Raw genomic sequence first — 19694 nt, 5'->3', positions numbered from 1 at the left:
ACTTATCTATATCTTACCGAACCTGTCAAATGGATAAATTCTTAAAAAAGTTGTTCCAATAACGTTCTCAATAGGAACAAATCCAAAAAAACGGCTATCTTGACTTTCCAATGTATTATCACCCATGAAGAAATAGTATCCTTCTGGAACTTTTACATTTACAAGACCTTCTTCATCTTTATATATTAAAGTAGGTAAATCCAATTTTGAAAGCTCGTTTTCATAAAAGTCAGTAAACAAAAGGGTATCTCTCATTTGTTTGTACCATTCAATAGTTGGTTTGGCTGGTATCAACCTACCTGTAAAATTATCCATATACATGAAAAACAAATCAGACGTGGCAATTTGATAACTGTATTTATCCGGATAGGCTATATAATCAAAAAATTTAGGATCTTCAAATATTGCATCTCGTAAATAATAAATATTTTCAAATTCAGGTAGTATTTCGCCGTTTATTTCAAGTTTTGAAACCTTGGTTTTTATTTGAGTTGGAATATAATCTACACTTTCATAATAATCAATAATAAAATCTAACCAATCGGGAGTATTTTGAATTTCTCCGTTTTTAATATCTTCCCAAAACGTTTCTTCAACTGGTACCAGTCTTAAGGTATCTTCCGGTTTCCCCACCAACCTCTTAACATATTTTACATGTCCTTCAAATTGTGCTGGAGCAAAAAAATCCATAAACCTATCAAAAGTACGTAACTGTTGTTGCGCCCTAATATCCACAAAAGGTGTCCAAAAAACCACTATCGAACCTCTATTTGGTTCGGCAAATTCATAGGTAACTTTTTCTACAAACAACCTGTCGTACACTTGGATCGTTGGAACCATAGAAGGAGTTGGAACCATCATTGTTTCAAACACGTATAGTCTGATAATTGTTCCAAATATAAGCGCATATATTATGGCGTAAATCCAATCTAAGGTCTCATCTTTAATTTTCTTCTTAGTAGCCTCTTTCAAAAGGCTCAATCCTTCCTCTCTTTGATCCTTATCTTTCCTTTAACATCCCTCAGGTAATAAAGTTTAGCCCTTCTAACTTTACCTTTTTTCAGTACTTCTATGCTGCTTATAGATGGGGAATGGAATGGAAAGATTCTTTCAACACCTACTTTATCTGCTCCCATTTTTCTAACAGTGAAAGAACGTCCTAGACCAGCGCCTCTTATTTTTATTACTAGTCCTTCAAAGGGTTGGATTCTTTCTCTTTTTCTTTCACCTTCCCCTTCAACAACTTTCACGTTGACTCTTACGGTATCACCTGGTCTAATTTCAGGGATATCTTCTTTTTTATAATTTGTTTCTACTGCATTTATGATTTTGTCCATTTTTAAAACCTCCCAAATATTATTTTTCGTAGTATCTTTAGAAACTTCATTTAGCGCCCCTTCACCCCGCTCCAAAATCTCTTCAACAGAAGAGTCCAGAAATCAATCGATTTCACCTATTAATCTATCAAGCGTTATTGCAACCGCCGCCCTTACAGAGAGATGGTTGAACTTTCCTTTAGCTCTAATAGGTTCTAAATCGTAATCAGAAATTTCTCTAATTTCTTCTGGCATTCCCCAACCGGTTCCAAAAAGAATTAAAAATGGATGGTCAGAATTTTTTATCTTATCCTTTAGTTCCTCAAAAGAGACTACATTATTTCTTGCTTTGGCAGAAGTGAAAACTATCTTTGGACGTTCTCCTTCTTTTTTTTCTATTTCTTCGATAACGTCCTCCAAGTAATTTTTTATTTTAAATATTTCAAGAGCTTCTTTTCTGTTGGGATTAAATTCTCCTCCATATCCGTTGAGCCAGTAATCTAAAACCTTTTCTACAATCTTTCGTTGAGCAGGTAAATTGGTTACTAAGAAATAGTTTTTTACGTTATAAGTTTTGCAGGTTCTTGAAATATCATGAACATCAAAATTTGTAATGGCTGTTGAAACAATAGTACCATCTTTTTTCAGAATAGGATAGTGAATCAAGGCCACATACAGTTTATCAAACATCTTGGGACTCCTTAAAATCATTAGAGTTTTTGTTAAACATTTCTTGAACAATGTCTACTAAAATCTTTTTTTCTTCTTCATTTAATTCTTTCTTTATGAATAGATCTGGCCTTTTAATTATTGTTTTTAATAAACTGTCTTTTTTTCTAAAGATTCTAATACGTTCATGATCACCGCTTAACAAGATTTCTGGCACTTTCATGCCTCTAAATTCCTGAGGTTTGGTGTAGTGTGAATAATCTAATAATCCATTGTAAAAGGAATCGTTTTCTACGCTTGTTTTTGAACCTATTACTCCGGGCAAAAATCTTAAAAGAGTTTCGATAATAACCATGGTAGGGATTTCGCCACCCGTTAAAACGTAATCTCCTATTGAAACTTCTTTGTCAACTATCTTTTTAACCCTTTCATCTATTCCTTCGTATCTTCCACATAAAAAAACTAATTCTCCTTTTTTTGCTAACTCAAAAGCTAAATCGTTATTAAATACTTCGCCTTGGGGAGAAGGTAAAACTATATAAGGTTTGTGGTTCTTGGATAGGATGTATTCATCGTAAAAACGATAAAAAGGTTCTACCAACATAACCATTCCATTTTCTCCACCGTAACCAGGTTTATCAGTTACTTTGTGTTTATCAGTTGTGTAATCTCTTAAATTGAGTATATCTATTTCGACTAATTTTTTTTCTATAGCTTTTTTTATTACTCCATAGTTTCTAATAATATCAAACATACCAGGGAAAATAGTCAAAACACTAATTTTAATCCGTTTGATTTGTTCCATTTTCGTACCACTCTATTTTTTTTACTATAATACTTTTATCTTCTTTTTTTAATTCAACAATGTAATGATCTGTCATTGGTATGAGAACTTCTTTATCATCTTCAATATTTTTTATGGAGATAACATCGTTTGCACCTGTTTGTATTATTTCTTCTACTTTTCCAACGTATTTCCCATCTTCGTAATAAACCTCAGAATCTAAAATCTCATACCAGTAATATTCCTCACTATTAAGAGAAGGAAGATCTTTCTTATCGATAAAAACTTCATACCCTATCATTTTTTTAGCTTCGTCCATGTCCTTTATTCCGCGTAAGTTCAATACAAAAAATTTATTTAATGGTTTAACTTGTAATACCTTACTGAAGAAGAAATTTCTAGTTGAGGTATTGTACAAAAGAACTTCTTCTAAGTTCGTTATCACATCTTTTACATTGGTCAAAGGTACTATTTTTACCTCTCCGTGTACTCCATGACTATTAACGATTTTTGCCACAGAGATTTTGTTGTCCAAAAGATTGGATAAGCTGTTCAATTCACTCACCTAATTACTTTTAAAATAAATTTCTTTTCAGGGTCTTTTTTTGCTGCGTTTAAAAGAATATTTATGGATTTAATAGTCCTGCCGTCTTTTCCAATTATTTGACCTACATCCTCAGAACTTGCGTATATTTCAAATATTACATTTTGTTCCTCGGTGGACTCTACTATCTTTATCTCATCGGGATGTTTAACAATGTTGTTCAAAATGTCTAAAAGCAGATCTTTCATTCTTTAACTTCTTCTCCTTCTGGTTCAACAATTTTTTCAGATTCTTTGACGTCCTTTTCTTTTCTGGATCGAAATTTTATTTCATCGTATCTTTTCATGACACCCATTTTTCTAAGAATTCTTCTTGCTGTATCTGTGGGTTGAGCACCTTTTAAAAGCCAATCTAAAGCCTTGTCCTCATCGACTTTGTACTGGTTTGAGTCATTTAGAGGATCATAGTATCCTATTGATTCTATATATTTTCCACTCCTTTTGTTTCTTGAGTCTACGATAACTATTCTATAAAACGGTTGATGTCTCCTTCCCATCCTGTTCAATCTGATTTTTACCATTAACACACCTCCATATATTTTTAATTACTATTGGTTTTTTAAAAAGGTAGATTATTTATGAGTTTTCTGCCTTTAAATTTTTTCATTTGCTTCATAGCCTTTTTCAACTGATCGTACGACTTCAAAAGTCTATTGATATCTTGAAGAGTTGTTCCACTTCCCTTTGCTATTCGTTGTTTTCTTGAATAAGTTAGTATTCTGGTGTTTTTACGTTCTTTTGGGGTCATTGAATTTATTATTGCTTCGAATTTTTTTAATTCTTGTTCACCTTTGGTTACATCCACTTGTTCCTTTGGAACACCAGGAACCATTTCTAAAAGATTACTGAGAGGGCCTAATTTTCTTATTTGTCGAATTTGTTCGAGGAAATCTTTTAAATCGAACTTTCCATCCATAAACCTTTCTGCATCTTCTTCTGCTTTCTTTTTATCTATGTCTTTTTCTACCTTATCTATGAAAGAAAGTACATCTCCCATTCCTAAAATTCTTCCAACATATCTATCTGGGTAAAACTCTTCCAAATCATCAATCTTCTCACCAACACCAACTAACTTAACAGGTTTCCCCGTTATATACCTAATAGAAATGATGACTCCACCTCGAGAATCACCGTCGAGTTTTGAAACAACAAAACCGGAAAGATCCAATTTATCGTTAAATTCTTTTGCTGAATTAACTGCATCTTGACCAACCATTGAATCGACGACCATCAAAATTTCATCCGGATTGATTAACTTTTTTATATTTTCTAACTCTTCCATCATCTTTTCATCTATGTGCAAACGCCCTGCGGTATCTACGATAACAATATCATACAAAAGCTTCTCTGCATACTTTTTACTTTCTTCTACAATTTTCAAATCGTTTACTCTGTCACCAGTAAAAACGGGAATACCAATGTCCTCACCCAACTGTACAAGTTGATCAATAGCAGCTGGTCTGTAAGTATCGGCAGCAACCAACAAAGGGTTTTTCCCTTTTTTCTTATAGAAATTTGCTAACTTAGCAGCAGTTGTTGTTTTACCGCTTCCTTGCAAACCCGTAAGCATAATGAAACCTGGATTACGAGAAATAGTAATCTTATTGTTTTCTTTACCGCCCATCAATTCTATTAAATCGTCTCTAACTATTCTGATGAATTCTTGATCAGGAGTTAAGCTTTCGAGAACTTTAGATCCAATTGCTTCTTCCTTGACTCTGTCAATCAGTTCTTTTACCACTTTATAATGAACGTCCGCTTCCAACAGAGAAAGTTTCACTTCTCTAACAGCATCTTTTATATTTTTTTTTGATAATTTTCCTTTACCCGATAGGTTCTTGAAGACTCCTGTCAGCTTTTTTTGTAAGTTTTCAAACATTATTTGCTCACCCCACCACTTAAATAATCCTTCCTTAGTATACTATAAAAAGAAAGAAATTTGGTAAAAAGTATGAAAAAAGTAGAAGACGAGGTATAATTTAAAGTTACTATTACATGAATTTTTTTATAATATAAATAGAAGAACCCTTATTTTAATATGCGCGTTGTATTTCTCTATTCATAAGCTTATCACATTATTGTTAACAAATCAATTCACTCTAATTTAAAGAAAATGATGCTTGATAGTTGTCTACTTTTATGTTATAATATTGAAGCAATACGCCTGTAGCTCAACTGGCAGAGCGGCGGTCTCCAAAACCGCAGGTTGGGGGTTCGATTCCCTCCGGGCGTGCCATTTTTTCCCCTCCTCCGCTTCCTATCCATCGAAATTCTAAAAAATTCCCTTAAATGCACTTAAAATGTCTTTTACTATCTTTCCTTTCCCCATCGTAAAAAGATGTATGCCGGGGACTCGCAATTCTAAAAGTTGTTCAATCAATTTTATTCCGTGCCTTACCCCAATAATATATTCATCTTGGAATGATTTTGCGTCTTCAAACTCTTCCACGATGGTTTTGGGTATATTAACATGAAAAGTTTTAGGAATGTTGTATAGTGTTTTTTTGCTTCCCAACGGTTTGATGCCTGGGATTATTGGGACTTCTATACCGAGTTCTCGAACTTTATTAACGAAGTTTTTGTAATACTCAATGTCAAAAAACATTTGAGTTATGATAAATTCTGCCCCTATATCAACCTTTAATTTTAAATAGTCCAAATCTTTTTCCAAGTTTGGAGATTCAAAATGTTTTTCCGGGTATCCAGCAACGCCAATGCAGAAATTTGTGGGATTATGTTCTTTTGTCGGGCAAGTGTATATACCTTTGTTCATATTTGTTACCTGCTCAACTAATTGAGTTGCATGTTCGTATTCATCTGTTTCTTTCCATGTGTATCTTTTCTTATCCCCTCTTACGACGAATATGTTTTCTATCCTCAGATAATTTAGGTCTATTAGAATGTCTTCTATTTGATATTTATTAAAGCCTGTACATATTAGATGAGGAACTACTTCGATATCATACCTATGCTTTATGGAGGCACTTACCCCAACGGTTCCAGGTCTCTTCTTTTTGATGATTTTTATAATTTCCCCGTTTTCTTCAACATATTCTATTTCGTTGGCATGCTTAGTGACATTGATATATTTAGGAGAAAATTCGATTAAATTATCCACTACATTAAATATTGAATCAATACTTTCTCCAACATTAGGGGGGATAATTTCAAAGGAAAGAACAGGTTTGTTTGATTGTTTGATCAAATCTACTATTTTCATTTTATTTCACCCCGGACATTATATATAATAAAACGTTTGTTCAATTTTAACATACTGGAAAAAAATAGTCAACAGCTAATAGACGGCATAACAAAAAGGGTGGAGAGGTCTCCACCCTGTAACTATTATAAAATCAACATTTTAATTTTAAGACTATTATGATTGCTGATTTTCTTACCTATTGATTAATAATTAACTGTTTTACCTCTCTTATAATTTACTGCCGCTTGAGCAGCTGCTAATCTAGCGACTGGTACTCTGTATGGAGAACAGCTGACATAATCCAAACCCACCAAGTGTGCAAACTCAATAGAATCAGGATCTCCACCATGTTCACCGCAAATCCCTACCTTTAATTTTGGGTTAGTGGATCTTCCGCCATCCAAAGCAAGTTTTATTAATCTTCCAACACCTTCTCTATCGATTTGTTGGAATGGGTCTTTTTCGTAGATACCTTTTTCAATATAATCTCCAATGAATTTTCCATAATCGTCTCTTGAAAAACCTAAGCCTAGCTGTGTAAGATCGTTGGTACCAAAGCTAAAGAAATCAGCCTCTGCACCAATTTGATCGGCAACCACACAGGCCCTGGGAACTTCGATCATCGTTCCAATTTTGTATTCTAAGTCTACGTTGTTTTCTTTTATTAATTCGTCAGCGATCTGCTTGATAGATTCTTTGAGGATGGTAAGCTCTTTAACATTTCCAACTAATGGGATCATTATTTCGGGTTGTACCCTTTTACCTTCTTTTATCATGTCTATAGCAGCCAAGATTATAGCTTTTGTTTGCATCTCTGCTATTTCCGGGTAAGTGATAGCTAATCTCACGCCTCTATGACCCATCATTGGGTTGAATTCTTCTAAATCTTTAACTGTACTCCTTAATTCATCTTCACTAATTCCAATCATTTCTGCCACTTCTTTTATTTGTTCGTCGCTTTCTGGAACAAATTCATGAAGAGGGGGATCCAAAAGCCTTATTGTAACAGAAAATCCTTCCATCTCTTCAAATAATCCTTTGAAGTCTGATCTTTGAAATGGTAAAAGCTCTTCTAAAGCTGCTTTTCTTTGCTCTTCTGTTTTTGAGACAATCATGGTTCTCATCTTGTTTATTCTTTCTGGTCCAAAGAACATGTGTTCTGTTCTACAAAGTCCAATTCCTTGAGCTCCAAACTCCCTTGCAACTTTCGCATCTCTTGGGATATCTGCGTTTGCTCTGACCCCTAAAACTGAAACTTCATCTGCGTACTCAAGCAATTCTGAAATATCCCCTGCTAATCCTTCGGGTCTAACTGTTTTGATCTTTCCAGCGTAAACTTTTCCTTCGTTTCCATCGATGGAAATCCAATCGCCTTCCTTTAATTCGACTCCATTAGATTTTATAACTTTATTTTTTAAATCAATGACTATGTCTTCTGCTCCAACAACAGCTGTTTTACCCATTCCTCTGGCAACTACGGCAGCATGAGAAGTCATTCCTCCACGTGATGTTAATATTCCTTCTGCAACGTTCATACCGCCAACATCTTCTGGAGATGTTTCGGGTCTAGCGAGAATTACTTTTTCACCATCTTTTGCCAGCTTTTCAGCATCGTCTGCGCTAAAAACAATCTTCCCAGTAGCAGCACCAGGAGATGCGGGTAATCCTTTACCAATGTATTGGGCATTTTTTAATTCTTCAGGATCAAAAAGAGGGTGTAATAACTTTTCTATATCTGCCGGTTTGACTCTCATCACTGCTTCTTCTTTGTTTATGAGGCCTTCTTTTACCATATCTACTGCAATCTTAACAGCTGCAGCTGCAGTTCTCTTCCCATTTCTTGTTTGGAGCATATATAATTGTCCTTTTTCAACAGTAAATTCTATGTCTTGCATATCTCTAAAATGTTTCTCTAATTTATCCATAAGCTCAAGTAACTGGTTATATGTTTTAGGATTGATGCTCTTTAACTCATCCAAACTTTTTGGAGTTCTTATACCAGCAACGACATCTTCCCCTTGTGCGTTGGTAAGAAATTCACCGTAATATTTCTTTTCACCAGTATTTGGATCTCTTGTGAAAGCCACACCAGTTCCGCTGTCTTCTCCCATGTTACCAAAAACCATAGCAACTACATTTACGGCAGTTCCTAAAAGCCCCTGTTTATCCATTTCATTAATTTGTCTATACTTTATAGCCCTTGGATTGTTCCAACTTCCAAAAACTGCTTCAATAGCAATCCAAAGCTGTTTCATAGGATCTTGTGGGAACTCTTTCCCTTCTTCTTTGTACAGCTTTTTGTATAATTCAACAACTTTTTTGAGATCGTTAGCATCTAATTCTAAATCTTGTTTTACGCCTTTTTCTCTTTTAACTTCATTAAGGGCTTCTTCGAATTTTTCATGGTCGATACCTAAAGCAACATCACCAAACATTTGGATAAATCTTCTATAAGAATCCCAAGCAAATCTTTCGTTGTTAGTTAGTTTGGCCAATCCCTCGACTGATTCATCGTTAAGACCTAAATTCAATATAGTATCCATCATTCCGGGCATAGAAACAGCGGCACCTGACCTGACTGAAACCAAAAGAGGATTTTTGTTGTCACCGAATTTTTTGCCAGTAACATTTTCAAGCTCTGTCATGGCTTCTTCAACAATAGATTTAAGATCTTCTGGGAATTTTCTGCCATTATCCCAATAATACTTACATACTTCCGTTGAAATAGTGAAACCTGGAGGTACAGGTAAACCTAAAGATGCCATTTCTGCTAAATTGGCACCTTTTCCACCAAGAATGTCTTTCATTTTCGAGTTACCTTCTACTCGGTTTTTATTCCACACGTATACATACTTTTTTCCCATCTGTTTCCCTCCTAGCTATTTTTATGAAAGAATTATAATTACAAAAAAAGAGTGTTTAAATCATCACACTTTGTTTAATTATATTCTAATTACTTTTTTTCTATTTCTCATTTGGGTAAAATTTAACATACAATTTTAATAATTTAAAATGCTTCTTCTCTAACTAATTTAAAATTCATAGACTTGTTTGAATCGTCTATCAATAGATAGGAAATCAACTTTTTTTTGATGAACTCATTTCTATTTATTCCAAAATTTCTATTTACCATGAATTTCCATGTTCCAGTATTAATATAAACTTCTTTTGGTCCTCCGTTTTTTATAATATTAAACGATGCTCTATGATTATGACCCATAACTATTCCCTTTACTTCTCCCTTTGCAAAAGAAATATCTTGATCATAAAACCCAATAAGATATTCTTTCGGTATATAGAATTTATCGTTTAAAAGTTCTTCTGCCTTCATTAAAAGAGAATTCGAATTTCTCATACTTCTGAAGAACATTCCTACCCTAACTATAGCTTCACCTAACTTCATGCCCCCTAAGTTATTTATAAATATATTGGATAGAATATTTACGCCTGGAAAGTTTATTTTCATCCATTTTTTTACCTGAGGAGTTTTAATTAGTTGCGTAAAAGTTTCGATCCATTTGTTTTTTAAATTATATTTTAAATCATATTTTTCCTTTATAATATCCAGCCATTTGAAAACATCCAACTGAGGATAAATATTTTGATAATCTGAATAAAGTTCTGCAGGTAGAATTTCCCCAGCGACTTTTCCAAAATTATAATTCATGTATTTATTCATGTACTCAGCAAAGGGTGGAATAAGATTTCCATCTTTATCTTTGCTCAATCTGTTGACTATATCGAACTGATTACCGTGTATTACAAATAATCTTAAGCTTGGATCATAATAATAGGGTAAAATTTCACAATTCTCGAATGCTTCTTTGATCTTTTCATTTATTTTTTGATTCAAAAGAATGTAATAATCATGGTTACCTGCGATATAATAAATTTTATTTTTGTTTGAAAATTTTCGAAACTCTTCAATTAGCTTTTCATGACTGGTGAATATTTCATCTATTAAAGACGGGTCGAATTTTTCTGCATATTCAGAAGCTGTATCCACCATGAGACCATCATTGATTAAATTAGATAACTCAAAAAAATCTCCAACGATAAATAACTCATTGTTTTCTCCTTCAAAATCACGCAGTAACTTGATTAGTCTGTTGTCGTATATAAAGTCATCGGATTCGTTACCTAAACCGATGTGTAAATCACTTAGAAAAACCTTCATTTGGTTTCCTCCAGCAGATTTTTTCAAAATCCCGAAGGTAATTATAACACATACATTTTCCTCTTTTTATAAGATTTATTAAAAATATATAAATATCAAATTGGACTTGCATAATGAGAAGATGTGTGGTATAATTTAAATACGACAAAAATTATCGGATATTAAATCAAATTATGGAGGTGTAATTATGGCTTTTGAATTACCAAAATTAAGTTATCCCTACGATGCTTTAGAACCTTACATAGATGCCACAACAATGGAGATTCACCACACTAAGCATCATGGAGGTTACGTTAAAAATTTAAATGCTGCCTTAGAAAAATATCCTGAATGGGCAAGCAAAAGTATAGAAGACATTCTCAAGGATTTAGACAATATACCAGCAGATATTAGAACAACAGTAAGGAATAACGGAGGCGGGCATTACAATCATTCTATATTTTGGACAATAATGGGACCCAACGGTGGTGGTAAACCTTCTGGAAAGTTAGCTGAAAATATTAATAAGACCTTCGGAAGCTTCGATAAGTTTAAAGAAGAATTTTCGAATGCTGCAGCAACAAGATTTGGGAGCGGATGGGCTTGGTTAGTATTAGATAACTACGGACATCTTTCGATTTTATCCACCCCAAATCAAGATAATCCTATTACATACAGTTTGAAACCTTTGTTAGGTTTGGATGTTTGGGAACACGGTTATTATTTAAAATATCAAAATAGAAGGCCCGAGTACATACAAGCTTGGTGGAACATAGTTAATTGGGAAGAAGTCAATAAAAGATATGAAATGTTGGTCAAATAAATAATAATAGTAAAATAAAAAGATCTCGGTTGCTTGTGCAACCGAGATTGCTTTTTTACTTTTGAGAGTTTTCAAAAAGTTTTGTTTTTTGTAGACCGAATAACACTATATATGCAACGAGAATTCCTACAGTGAATTGTAAAACGTTCCAAGGTACCTCAAAAATAGGCATCACCCAATTACCAACTATAATTCTACCTGCAAAAAAGTATCCTATAACCATCCATAAACCGGCTATCATACTTCCCATCGAATTACCCAGTCTGAAAAGTGTTGACCCCTTCCCCCTAAGGAACAATGAAATTAGTATTAGGGCTATTGGTATTGCTAAAAGAATAATGTTGATTAACCCTCTAGCGTTTAATAAAAAATTTTCTAATTCTTCTATACTCTCGTATCCCAATTCATTCATTAGATTGTTAGTCAAAGGAGACGTCGTTAAATTCGCTATCAAGTTTTTTAAGAACAAGGAAAGAGTTAAGGAAAAAGCCAACCATATACCTATACTTGAGAGAAAGATCGTAAGTTCTTTTTTGCCCGAATATTTGTTTCTATAACTATCAGAAACCCAACCGACTAAAGCCCCCATAACGGACTTTATAATCAAAGTGGGTATAGCCCAATAAGCATAACCCCCAACCAAATCTGCCAAAGCCGAACCCAATCCTCCTGCCAAGGTTCCAACCCTTCTACCGAACAAAATTGCTGAAATGAATATCATGCTGTCTCCCAAATGTACGTAGCCCCTTGTGAACGGCACAGGAACTTTTATAGCAAAGGTTAAAACAAAAACTAACGCAATCATTATACCAGAAATTGCAACATCTTTCGTCTTCAATATAAATCCCTCCTCTAAGTAGAGATCCAATAATAAACTAAAGGCTGTATTTTTCACTTAATTATACAACATCTACTCTTTGAATGCAACAGTTCAAATATATCTTTCGTTAATTAGAAAATATTTTCTATGAAATTTTTTTCATTATTTGAATAATTGTCTATAAAAGGCTATAATCATTTATAATTAGCTCTGACGACCTTTGACTTTTTAGTTTAATTAAATTATAATAAGTATTGCCAGAAAATAAATTGATACTTTATCCTTATGGTTGGAGAACAGGGTCTAAGGGGGCCACAGATCTCTTCCCAAAAAGGGCGGGCTGAGGGGCGAAGGGAAGCGAGTCTCAGAAGATGGTAAAAATGAGAATGAGGAGGGGAAGATATGAAAATATCTCAAAGAGTTTTAAATACACAATTTTCTCCTATTAGAAAGTTAGTTCCTTACGCAGAAAGGGCAAAGCAAGAAGGTAAAAAAGTTTACCTTTTAAACATAGGTCAACCTGATATTGAAACACCTAAGGCATTCTTCGAAGGTATAAAAAAGTACTCATCCGAAGTAGTTTATTACAGCCATTCTGCAGGTCTATTAGAGTTACGTGAGGCTTTTTCCGATTATTATAAGTTATGGGATATAGACTTTGATCCCCAGGAGTTGATCGTCACTACAGGGGGAAGCGAGGCAGCAATTTTCGCTTTGGCATCTGTTTCTGATCCAGGGGATGAAGTAATGGTTATAGAGCCTTTTTATGCTAATTATAAAGGTTTTGCAGAGATGTTAAATGTAAAACTTTGCCCAGTAAAATCAGATCCGGAAACCGGCTACGCTGTCCCGAGTATAGAAGAATTCGAAAAGGCTTACACCGAAAACGTTAAGGCAATAATCTTTTCAAATCCTTCAAATCCGACAGGAGCTGTGTACAGTTACGATGAAGTAAAAAGAATCGTTGACTTTGCAAAAGAAAAAGACATATTTGTAATATCAGATGAGGTATATAAAGAATTCACTTTTGATGGAACTAAGCATGTATCCGTCATGGATTTTGAAGACAAAGACAGATTCATTTTAATCGACAGCGTATCGAAAAGGTACAGCGCTTGTGGAGCAAGAATTGGAGTTTTTGCCACTAAAAACAAGAAACTTCTAGAACAAGTAATGAAATTTGCTCAATCCCGATTATCTCCACCTTTAATGGCACAATTTGGTGTTTTAGGGTTGCTCAAGGATTTGGGGAAAGATTATCATCAAGGCGTTGCTTTAGAGTATCAAAAAAGAAGGGATGCTGCATACGAAGAGATAAAAAAGATCGAAGGAGCTGTTTGCAAGAAACCCCACGGTTCATTTTATCTCTCCGTTAAACTACCGATTGATGATTCTGAAGAGTTCATCAAGTGGATGCTTACAGACTTCGATGTGAATCGAGAAACTGTTATGGTTTCACCATTATCTGGTTTTTATGCTACACCTGGTGCGGGCAAGAAAGAAATAAGAATCGCTTATGTATTGAACAGCGAAGAGTTAAGAAAGGCTTGTAATATTCTAAAAGAAGCTGTGACAGTTTACAATGAGAGAAAAATAAAAGATAAATGATATCAATAGGCGTCGTGTTAATTTACGGCGCCTTTAAGTTAATTTTCTGAATTTTTGTCGGTTTGTTTTTTGGCAGTTTTGGAGGCTGAGGGTTTAACGTATTTTTTGTTTTTTGGCTTCTGTCTTGTGAAATATATTACCAAAGATAATCCAATAAGGTTGGCAATAAAAATAACGCTTAAAATCATCGAAGAGTATATGACGATAGACAAAACACAAAGCACACTAAGTAATATGATCGAAAACGTCATACCGTATTTTTTGTTAAATAGAAGTAGAAAATAAAAAAATATTAAACCTCCTACCAATCCGACAAATAAACCTATAAAAAGAAAGGTTAAAAAATCCGAAAAATTAAAATACTCAAAAAGCCTTTGGTTGACACTTTCAAGATAAAACAAGTAGACAGAAAGTCCTGCTACAACGATACTTCCAATAATTGCTATGCTTCTTAAAAAAACTTTCAGGTTATTCATTCTATCCCCTCCTCTGTGGTTGAAATTTCTTGGCTAATATTTTCTTCTTGTTTTTGTGGTTCTTGGTCTGAATTTGTAAACTTCCTATACAGGTTCTCTATCAATATTACAACTAACAAAAGCAAAAGAGAAACTAAAAAGCCGTTAATCGTTCTTAAAACACTTAAATTCAACGGTGTGTGTATATGTAAAAAAGTGTCAAGTATAGATACCGGTAGTAAAGCCTTAAAAAAGTCCCATATAAACCTTCTACCTGAAAGAGGAGTTGTGTAATAAAACAAATACGAAATAAGTTCTTTTGTTCGTGGTCTGGCTATAAAGGCCCGTTCCAATGCATCCCTAGCCCTTCTTTCGAAATTTGTAACAAAAGCCCAATTTGAGCTTCTTACTACGTATATAACCCCAGCAAATGCAACAAAAATAAGTAATAAGATATCTGACTTGTTAAATTTAAACTCTCTGATCTTCTTAAAGGATTCTACAATATTAAATCTACTAAATCTAAAACCGGTAAAATCCATAAACGCTTTTAACAGTACTAACAAAGGCAAAACTAAAAGTAGGACTTTGATCCCTCTAACGTTATTAAGCTTGAAGATAAATAAAGAGTTGTAAGCGCTCATATATACTAAAGCTCCAAACAATAAAGCGTATCCAATTATTTTTAGGAGGTTATTTTTAGAAATCCTAAAAAAGATGATGATTGAAAACAAAGTTACTGCCAACGTGAAAGACCAATTGTATAAAAAGAAAAAAGCTAAAATATATAAGATAGCAAAAAGAGGTACATATACAAATAAATTCATTGTGATGAGCCCAAAACCTATCCATGGCACGACAACCGTGGGAGAATAGTACTTAATTGAATCGATTGTAACGGGGGTTCCTAAATCTTTTTGAACTAATCTTATTAGCTCTGGAGTCCTCGGATGATCAGGGAACAAAAAGTATCTAATCTTTCTTTCTTTCAAGGCCCTATGAAATCTTTGAACTATCATTTGATCGTCAAATTTATCTATTTCTCCAGGTTTGATGTAATGTACATATCTCATATTATTTAGAATGTCTTTATCTAACTTATCTTTTATTTCAGTAAAATACTTATCAAAATCAGAAAATTCGACGACTAGTACGTAATCGTATCGGTTTGATAATGCTCTTAAAAAAGATTGATCTTCTTGGAAGCCCTGAGATTCAAAATCTTTTAATATGGCATAATTGTTATAAATCTGGAAATTATAGCCATTTTTCTGTACAGAATTCAGTTGATCTTCTGTAGGCATTATAGAATAATTTTTAGAATTTTGATAATCAATATAAAATGCGTAAAAGAAGAAAATCAAAGAGCCGAATAAGGTAATAAAAATTATCGGCTTTCTTATTTTGTTCATTTTTGGTTCCCTCAATTCCTCTTTGTGCTCTTCTCCAATTTGTCCAATACAATTTGAAGATCTTCACTCAATGGTGCAGAAAAATCGTAATGGTGATTATTATAATCAAAAGAAATCTTACTAGCATGAAGAAAAATTCTTTTTAAACCATAATTTTTTCTTAAAAGTTTGTTCCGCTTTTTATCTCCGTGATTATCATCCCCAGCAATGGGAAAACCTAAATCAGCGAATTGTACTCTTATTTGATGTTTTCTGCCTGTGTATAATTCAATCTCTACCAGAGAATATTTATCCCCAAATAAATCGAATTTTTTCTTAAGATTATATTTTAACCGGGCTGCTTTCCCATAGACCATAGATACTAATTCTCCGCTTTTTTTATTTAAATTTCCTACTAATAAAGTTAAGTAATATTTTTTTGTTTCTCTACTTTTGATTAACTCTGTCAACTCACGAGCTGTCTGCTTGTTTTTTGCCACAACCATTACCCCAGACGTTAATTTGTCTAAACGATGTACCAAGTGAGGCTCAAATTCACCACGTGAGTAGTGGATCACTCCCTCAATTATCGTTGCCATTTCTTCTTTAGATCCCGGATGTACAGATACTTTGGCAGGTTTATTTATCACTAGTAGATCTTTATCTTCATAGATAATATCAAAAGAGACTGGTCTTGCCTTTAAAGAAGGTTGAGCAGGTCTGGATAGTTCTTCTAATTTATCTTCATCCAGAATAATTTTGACGATATCTCCTATTTCTAAAATATAATTGTTCTTCTTAACCCTCTTTTCATTGACTTTAACAAAGCCTTTTCTAATTAAACTGTAAATAGCACCCAACTTTATTTCGGGATAATTTTTTCTTATAAACGTGTCTAACCTAGAATAATAATTCTTTTCGTTAACTGTTGCTTCTTTTTCCAACCTTAAATGAGCCTCCCCTTAAATTAACCTCCTTGCTGAAAAAAAGAGAATACTTTTAAGCAAATCATTTGCTTTCTTAATTATATCATCTTTTTGTTTTTTCTTGTCTTTTTGTATTACTTAAAAAATTTTAATATAACTTGACTTTGTTGAATTGACTCGGCATAATAAGAGTGGTGTCACAATAAATCAACTTCTAAAAGGTGATGAAATATTCAGTTCTTTTTCAGAAAATTAACAAAAAAAGCCTCAAATACTTAATAGGGGGAGAAAAATGGGTAAAAAAGCTGACCCGGAACCTTTCAAGATCAAGATGGTGGAACCCATCAAAAAAATTTCTAGAAAAGAAAGAGAAGAAGCCTTAAAAAGGACGGGCTATAATTTATTTGCATTGAAATCAGAAGAAGTCTACATTGATTTGTTGACCGACAGCGGTACTGGAGCGATGAGCGATAATCAATGGTCAGGATTGATGTTGGGAGATGAATCTTACGCGGGAAGTAAGAGTTTCTACCATTTATGGGAAACAAGTAAAGAAATCTTTGATTACAACTATTTTGTACCCACTCATCAAGGAAGAGGAGCAGAACAGGTTTTATTCCCCCTTTTAATTAAAAAACCTGGTCAATATGTTTTGAGTAACATGCATTTTGATACAACTAGGGCACACGAGGATTCCCTACATATGGTGGTTTAGCTGGGCGAGATATGGAAGTCATGGCAAGAGGTTTAAAAGAAGGAATTCAATTTGATTATTTGGATTATAGAATAAAACAAGTAAAATACTTGGGAGATAGGTTAAGAGAGGGTGGAGTACCAATTCAATATCCAGCTGGAGGACACGCTGTTTTTGTGGATGTTAAAAAGATGCTTCCTCATATACCTTATTACCAATTTCCAGCTCAAGCATTGGCGAACGCACTTTATTTAGAATCTGGAGTTCGTGGTGTAGAAGTTGGATCATTAATGATGGGGCGTGATCCTCAGACTGGTGAACAACTTGAATCTCCTTTTGAATTCTTGAGATTAGCCATCCCAAGAAGAGTCTATACTTACACACACCTTGATTACGTTGCTGAAGGATTGTTAGCTGTAAAAGATATATCTACCTCACTCAAAGGATTAGAATTCACATATGAACCCGAAATCCTTAGGCATTTCACTGGCAGGTTAAAACCAGTAGAATAAAGCGGCATGATTGCAGAAATTCTAAAGAGAACAATTTTATAACATCAGGAGGTTGGAAAAAAATGAGTAAAAAAATAAAGATCAAGACAAAAAATGCCCCTTCGGCAATTGGTCCTTATTCTCAAGCTATTAAAGTTGGAAATCTGATTATAACAAGTGGTCAAATTCCTTTCACAGCTGAAGGGAAACTAGTAAGTGATGATATTAAGGACCAAACCAGGCAGTCTTTAACAAACATTAAAAAAATCCTGGAAGAAGCGGGTTTAAGTATGGATAACATAGTTAAATGCACCCTCTTTTTAAAGGATATGAATGAAATGGCAGCAATAAACGAAGTCTATCATGAATTCTTTACAGAACCCTATCCCGCCCGTAGTGCTGTGGAAGTAGCTCGACTGCCCAAAGATGTCAAAATTGAAATTGAGGCAATTGCCTCCACTGATTAGTAAATATTACTTCGATCAAAAGTATCTTTAAAAATCTCCCCTATTTAGTAGGCAGATTTTTATTGTTAAATTTGTCTACCTGAGGGGAGCAAATTATAATAGTTAAAAAATTAACCATAAAATTTTTCTGTAAGAATCGTTGAAATCTTTTCTAAAAAGTTAAACTCATGAGCTAATTGAAGAATAGTGTATCTATTTCTGATTTCTCTGGCATGTATGATACTTTCTTGAAAGACGTCTTTTGGAATACCTAATTCTTTTGGGTTATATATAGAACCTACCTTTTTGTGAATTGAAATTAAGTACTCAGGATCTGGCGGTATTAATTCTTTAGGAAGTTTATCTTTCATTAATTGATAGATCATCGAAACAACAACCGTTCCTACTCCAACAGAATTTCCATGTAAAGGATAGGATATATTTTTTGATATAGCATCCATTTCCCAATAATGAGCTAGGTGATGCTCCGCCCCCGATGCAGGCCTTGAGTAACCTACAAATCCTATGGCTATTCCAGAGATAATTAACGCTTCCATTATTTGTTTAGTAACTTCTTCGCTTCTTTGACTTATTTTCTCTGCATTTTTTACGCAAAGATCCCTTGCTTTTTCTACAAATTCAACAGTATTTTCACAATAATATTCATTGTTGATTAATTTAGAAAGTTTCCAATCCGTCAAAGAAGTAAACTTTCCAAGAATGTCTCCGAATCCTGCATGAATCATTTCTAAAGGTGCATTTTTTAAAACTTGTGTATCCACTACTATTGCTTTTGCATAAGTTGCTTCATACGTTCTTTTAAAACCTTCTACAATTAAAGGGGAGACCATTGAAGCATATCCGTCCATTGAAGGAGCGGTTGCAAAGATTATATAAGGAATATTGAATTTGTAACTTAAAAATCTACATAGATCGTTTATAGTTCCAGAACCAACACCAATTATTAACGATGCATTCTTAGGAATTTCTATCAATAATCTTCCAACGCTTTTTTCATTTGGGATCAAATGATCTTCGTTATGAAAAATAAACTCAGTTATTTGATAATTTTCTCTTTTTAAGAGTGTACTTAGTTCTTTTCCAAAACTCTTATAGGTATTTTTATCAGCAACAACAAATAAATTTTTAGAGTCAATAATATCTATAAAACTATTTTTATCGTTCAAAACATTACTTTTTACAATTATTTTTTCAATATCTACCTTATGAGTTCTTCCACATTCACATTTGAAATTCAAACCAGCCATTTGCTCTATTTTAAGATTCAAAAGATCGCACATCTTTTTTCC

19 protein-coding genes, 1 tRNA gene and 1 pseudogene are annotated in these 19694 nt (G+C 33.7%); 5 read left to right on the top strand and 16 right to left on the bottom strand.

The window, feature by feature from the left end; genetic code table 11:
* Positions 1 to 6: 6 nt before the first annotated feature.
* From lepB to ffh, 8 genes are all read right to left on the bottom strand, one after another.
* Positions 7 to 981 carry a signal peptidase I gene (lepB, locus tag AD60_RS01835; RefSeq protein WP_233186786.1) on the bottom strand — a complete coding sequence of 325 codons (975 nt, stop codon included), beginning with the start codon at positions 979 to 981 and terminating at the stop codon, positions 7 to 9.
* On the bottom strand, positions 978 to 1337 hold the full coding sequence (gene rplS / locus AD60_RS01830) for a 50S ribosomal protein L19 (RefSeq protein WP_103927215.1): 360 nt from the start codon (positions 1335 to 1337) through the stop codon (positions 978 to 980). The genes lepB and rplS overlap by 4 nt, the downstream gene beginning before the upstream one ends.
* Positions 1338 to 1439: 102 nt before the next feature.
* Positions 1440 to 2006, bottom strand: coding sequence for an RNA methyltransferase (locus tag AD60_RS01825; protein ID WP_103876208.1), 567 nt, complete (start codon positions 2004 to 2006; stop codon positions 1440 to 1442).
* On the bottom strand, positions 1999 to 2790 hold the full coding sequence (gene trmD, locus AD60_RS01820; RefSeq protein ID WP_103876207.1) for a tRNA (guanosine(37)-N1)-methyltransferase TrmD: 792 nt from the start codon (positions 2788 to 2790) through the stop codon (positions 1999 to 2001). Before trmD ends, AD60_RS01825 begins: the two co-directional genes overlap by 8 nt.
* The gene (gene rimM, locus AD60_RS01815) at positions 2768 to 3325 is read right to left on the bottom strand and encodes a ribosome maturation factor RimM (protein ID WP_158248351.1); all 558 of its coding nucleotides are present in this window, start codon (positions 3323 to 3325) and stop codon (positions 2768 to 2770) included. Before rimM ends, trmD begins: the two co-directional genes overlap by 23 nt.
* Before the next feature lie 5 nt (positions 3326 to 3330).
* Positions 3331 to 3561 (bottom strand): KH domain-containing protein, encoded by a 231-nt coding sequence (locus tag AD60_RS01810; RefSeq protein WP_103927213.1) that lies wholly within the window; start codon positions 3559 to 3561, stop codon positions 3331 to 3333.
* Positions 3558 to 3893 (bottom strand): 30S ribosomal protein S16, encoded by a 336-nt coding sequence (gene rpsP / locus AD60_RS01805; protein WP_103927212.1) that lies wholly within the window; start codon positions 3891 to 3893, stop codon positions 3558 to 3560. The genes AD60_RS01810 and rpsP overlap by 4 nt, the downstream gene beginning before the upstream one ends.
* A 38-nt stretch (positions 3894 to 3931) precedes the next feature.
* Positions 3932 to 5251 carry a signal recognition particle protein gene (gene ffh / locus AD60_RS01800; RefSeq protein WP_103927211.1) on the bottom strand — a complete coding sequence of 440 codons (1320 nt, stop codon included), beginning with the start codon at positions 5249 to 5251 and terminating at the stop codon, positions 3932 to 3934.
* A 281-nt stretch (positions 5252 to 5532) separates the two neighbouring features.
* On the opposite strand from ffh, the gene AD60_RS01795 reads away from it, so the two are divergent.
* Positions 5533 to 5608 (top strand) — tRNA-Trp (locus AD60_RS01795).
* A 36-nt stretch (positions 5609 to 5644) separates the two neighbouring features.
* Here AD60_RS01795 and AD60_RS01790 read toward each other — a convergent pair.
* The 3 genes from AD60_RS01790 to AD60_RS01780 all read right to left on the bottom strand — a co-directional run bounded on the left by AD60_RS01790 (position 5645) and on the right by AD60_RS01780 (position 10751).
* Positions 5645 to 6592, bottom strand: a complete 948-nt coding sequence (locus AD60_RS01790; RefSeq protein ID WP_103927210.1) for a methylenetetrahydrofolate reductase — start codon at positions 6590 to 6592, stop codon at positions 5645 to 5647.
* 185 nt (positions 6593 to 6777) lie between these two features.
* A complete protein-coding gene (gene ppdK / locus AD60_RS01785) occupies positions 6778 to 9438 on the bottom strand; it encodes a pyruvate, phosphate dikinase (protein WP_103927209.1) in 2661 nt (886 codons plus the stop codon).
* 143 nt (positions 9439 to 9581) lie between these two features.
* Entirely contained in the window at positions 9582 to 10751 is a 1170-nt protein-coding gene (locus tag AD60_RS01780; protein ID WP_103876202.1) for a metallophosphoesterase, read from the bottom strand.
* Positions 10752 to 10938: 187 nt separating this feature from the next.
* Between AD60_RS01780 and AD60_RS01775 the strand changes: the two genes are divergently transcribed.
* Positions 10939 to 11553 (top strand): superoxide dismutase, encoded by a 615-nt coding sequence (locus tag AD60_RS01775; protein ID WP_103876201.1) that lies wholly within the window; start codon positions 10939 to 10941, stop codon positions 11551 to 11553.
* Between the two features lie 55 nt (positions 11554 to 11608).
* On the opposite strand, the gene AD60_RS01770 is transcribed toward AD60_RS01775, so the two are convergent.
* Positions 11609 to 12391, bottom strand: a complete 783-nt coding sequence (locus tag AD60_RS01770; protein ID WP_199177818.1) for an ECF transporter S component — start codon at positions 12389 to 12391, stop codon at positions 11609 to 11611.
* A gap of 384 nt (positions 12392 to 12775) precedes the next feature.
* On the opposite strand from AD60_RS01770, the gene AD60_RS01765 reads away from it, so the two are divergent.
* The gene (locus AD60_RS01765) at positions 12776 to 13981 is read left to right on the top strand and encodes a pyridoxal phosphate-dependent aminotransferase (RefSeq protein WP_103876200.1); all 1206 of its coding nucleotides are present in this window, start codon (positions 12776 to 12778) and stop codon (positions 13979 to 13981) included.
* A gap of 38 nt (positions 13982 to 14019) precedes the next feature.
* Here the strand turns inward: AD60_RS01765 and AD60_RS01760 are convergent, their stop codons facing one another.
* Genes AD60_RS01760 through AD60_RS01750 form a run of 3 tightly spaced genes read right to left on the bottom strand, consistent with a single transcriptional unit; the run spans position 14020 to position 16771 of the window.
* Positions 14020 to 14457, bottom strand: a complete 438-nt coding sequence (locus AD60_RS01760) for a hypothetical protein (RefSeq protein ID WP_103876199.1) — start codon at positions 14455 to 14457, stop codon at positions 14020 to 14022.
* Positions 14454 to 15848: a DUF5693 family protein gene (locus AD60_RS01755; protein WP_134080045.1), complete on the bottom strand. Its 1395-nt coding sequence runs from the start codon at positions 15846 to 15848 to the stop codon at positions 14454 to 14456. The genes AD60_RS01760 and AD60_RS01755 overlap by 4 nt, the downstream gene beginning before the upstream one ends.
* Positions 15849 to 15859: 11 nt before the next feature.
* The gene (locus AD60_RS01750; protein WP_103876197.1) at positions 15860 to 16771 is read right to left on the bottom strand and encodes an RluA family pseudouridine synthase; all 912 of its coding nucleotides are present in this window, start codon (positions 16769 to 16771) and stop codon (positions 15860 to 15862) included.
* 274 nt (positions 16772 to 17045) lie between these two features.
* On the opposite strand from AD60_RS01750, the pseudogene AD60_RS10660 reads away from it, so the two are divergent.
* Together AD60_RS10660 and AD60_RS01740 are read left to right on the top strand one after the other, a co-directional pair.
* A pseudogene (locus AD60_RS10660) lies at positions 17046 to 17959 on the top strand (beta-eliminating lyase-related protein).
* Between the two features lie 62 nt (positions 17960 to 18021).
* Positions 18022 to 18405 (top strand): RidA family protein, encoded by a 384-nt coding sequence (locus AD60_RS01740; protein ID WP_103876196.1) that lies wholly within the window; start codon positions 18022 to 18024, stop codon positions 18403 to 18405.
* A gap of 110 nt (positions 18406 to 18515) precedes the next feature.
* Here the strand turns inward: AD60_RS01740 and AD60_RS01735 are convergent, their stop codons facing one another.
* Positions 18516 to 19685, bottom strand: coding sequence for a sn-glycerol-1-phosphate dehydrogenase (locus AD60_RS01735; protein WP_103876195.1), 1170 nt, complete (start codon positions 19683 to 19685; stop codon positions 18516 to 18518).
* Positions 19686 to 19694 lie beyond the last annotated feature (9 nt).

It is taken from the genome of Petrotoga sp. SL27 (genome assembly GCF_002924605.1).
Taxonomy (GTDB): Bacteria; Thermotogota; Thermotogae; order Petrotogales; family Petrotogaceae; genus Petrotoga; species Petrotoga sibirica.
This window is presented reverse-complemented; position numbering and strand designations above follow the sequence as displayed.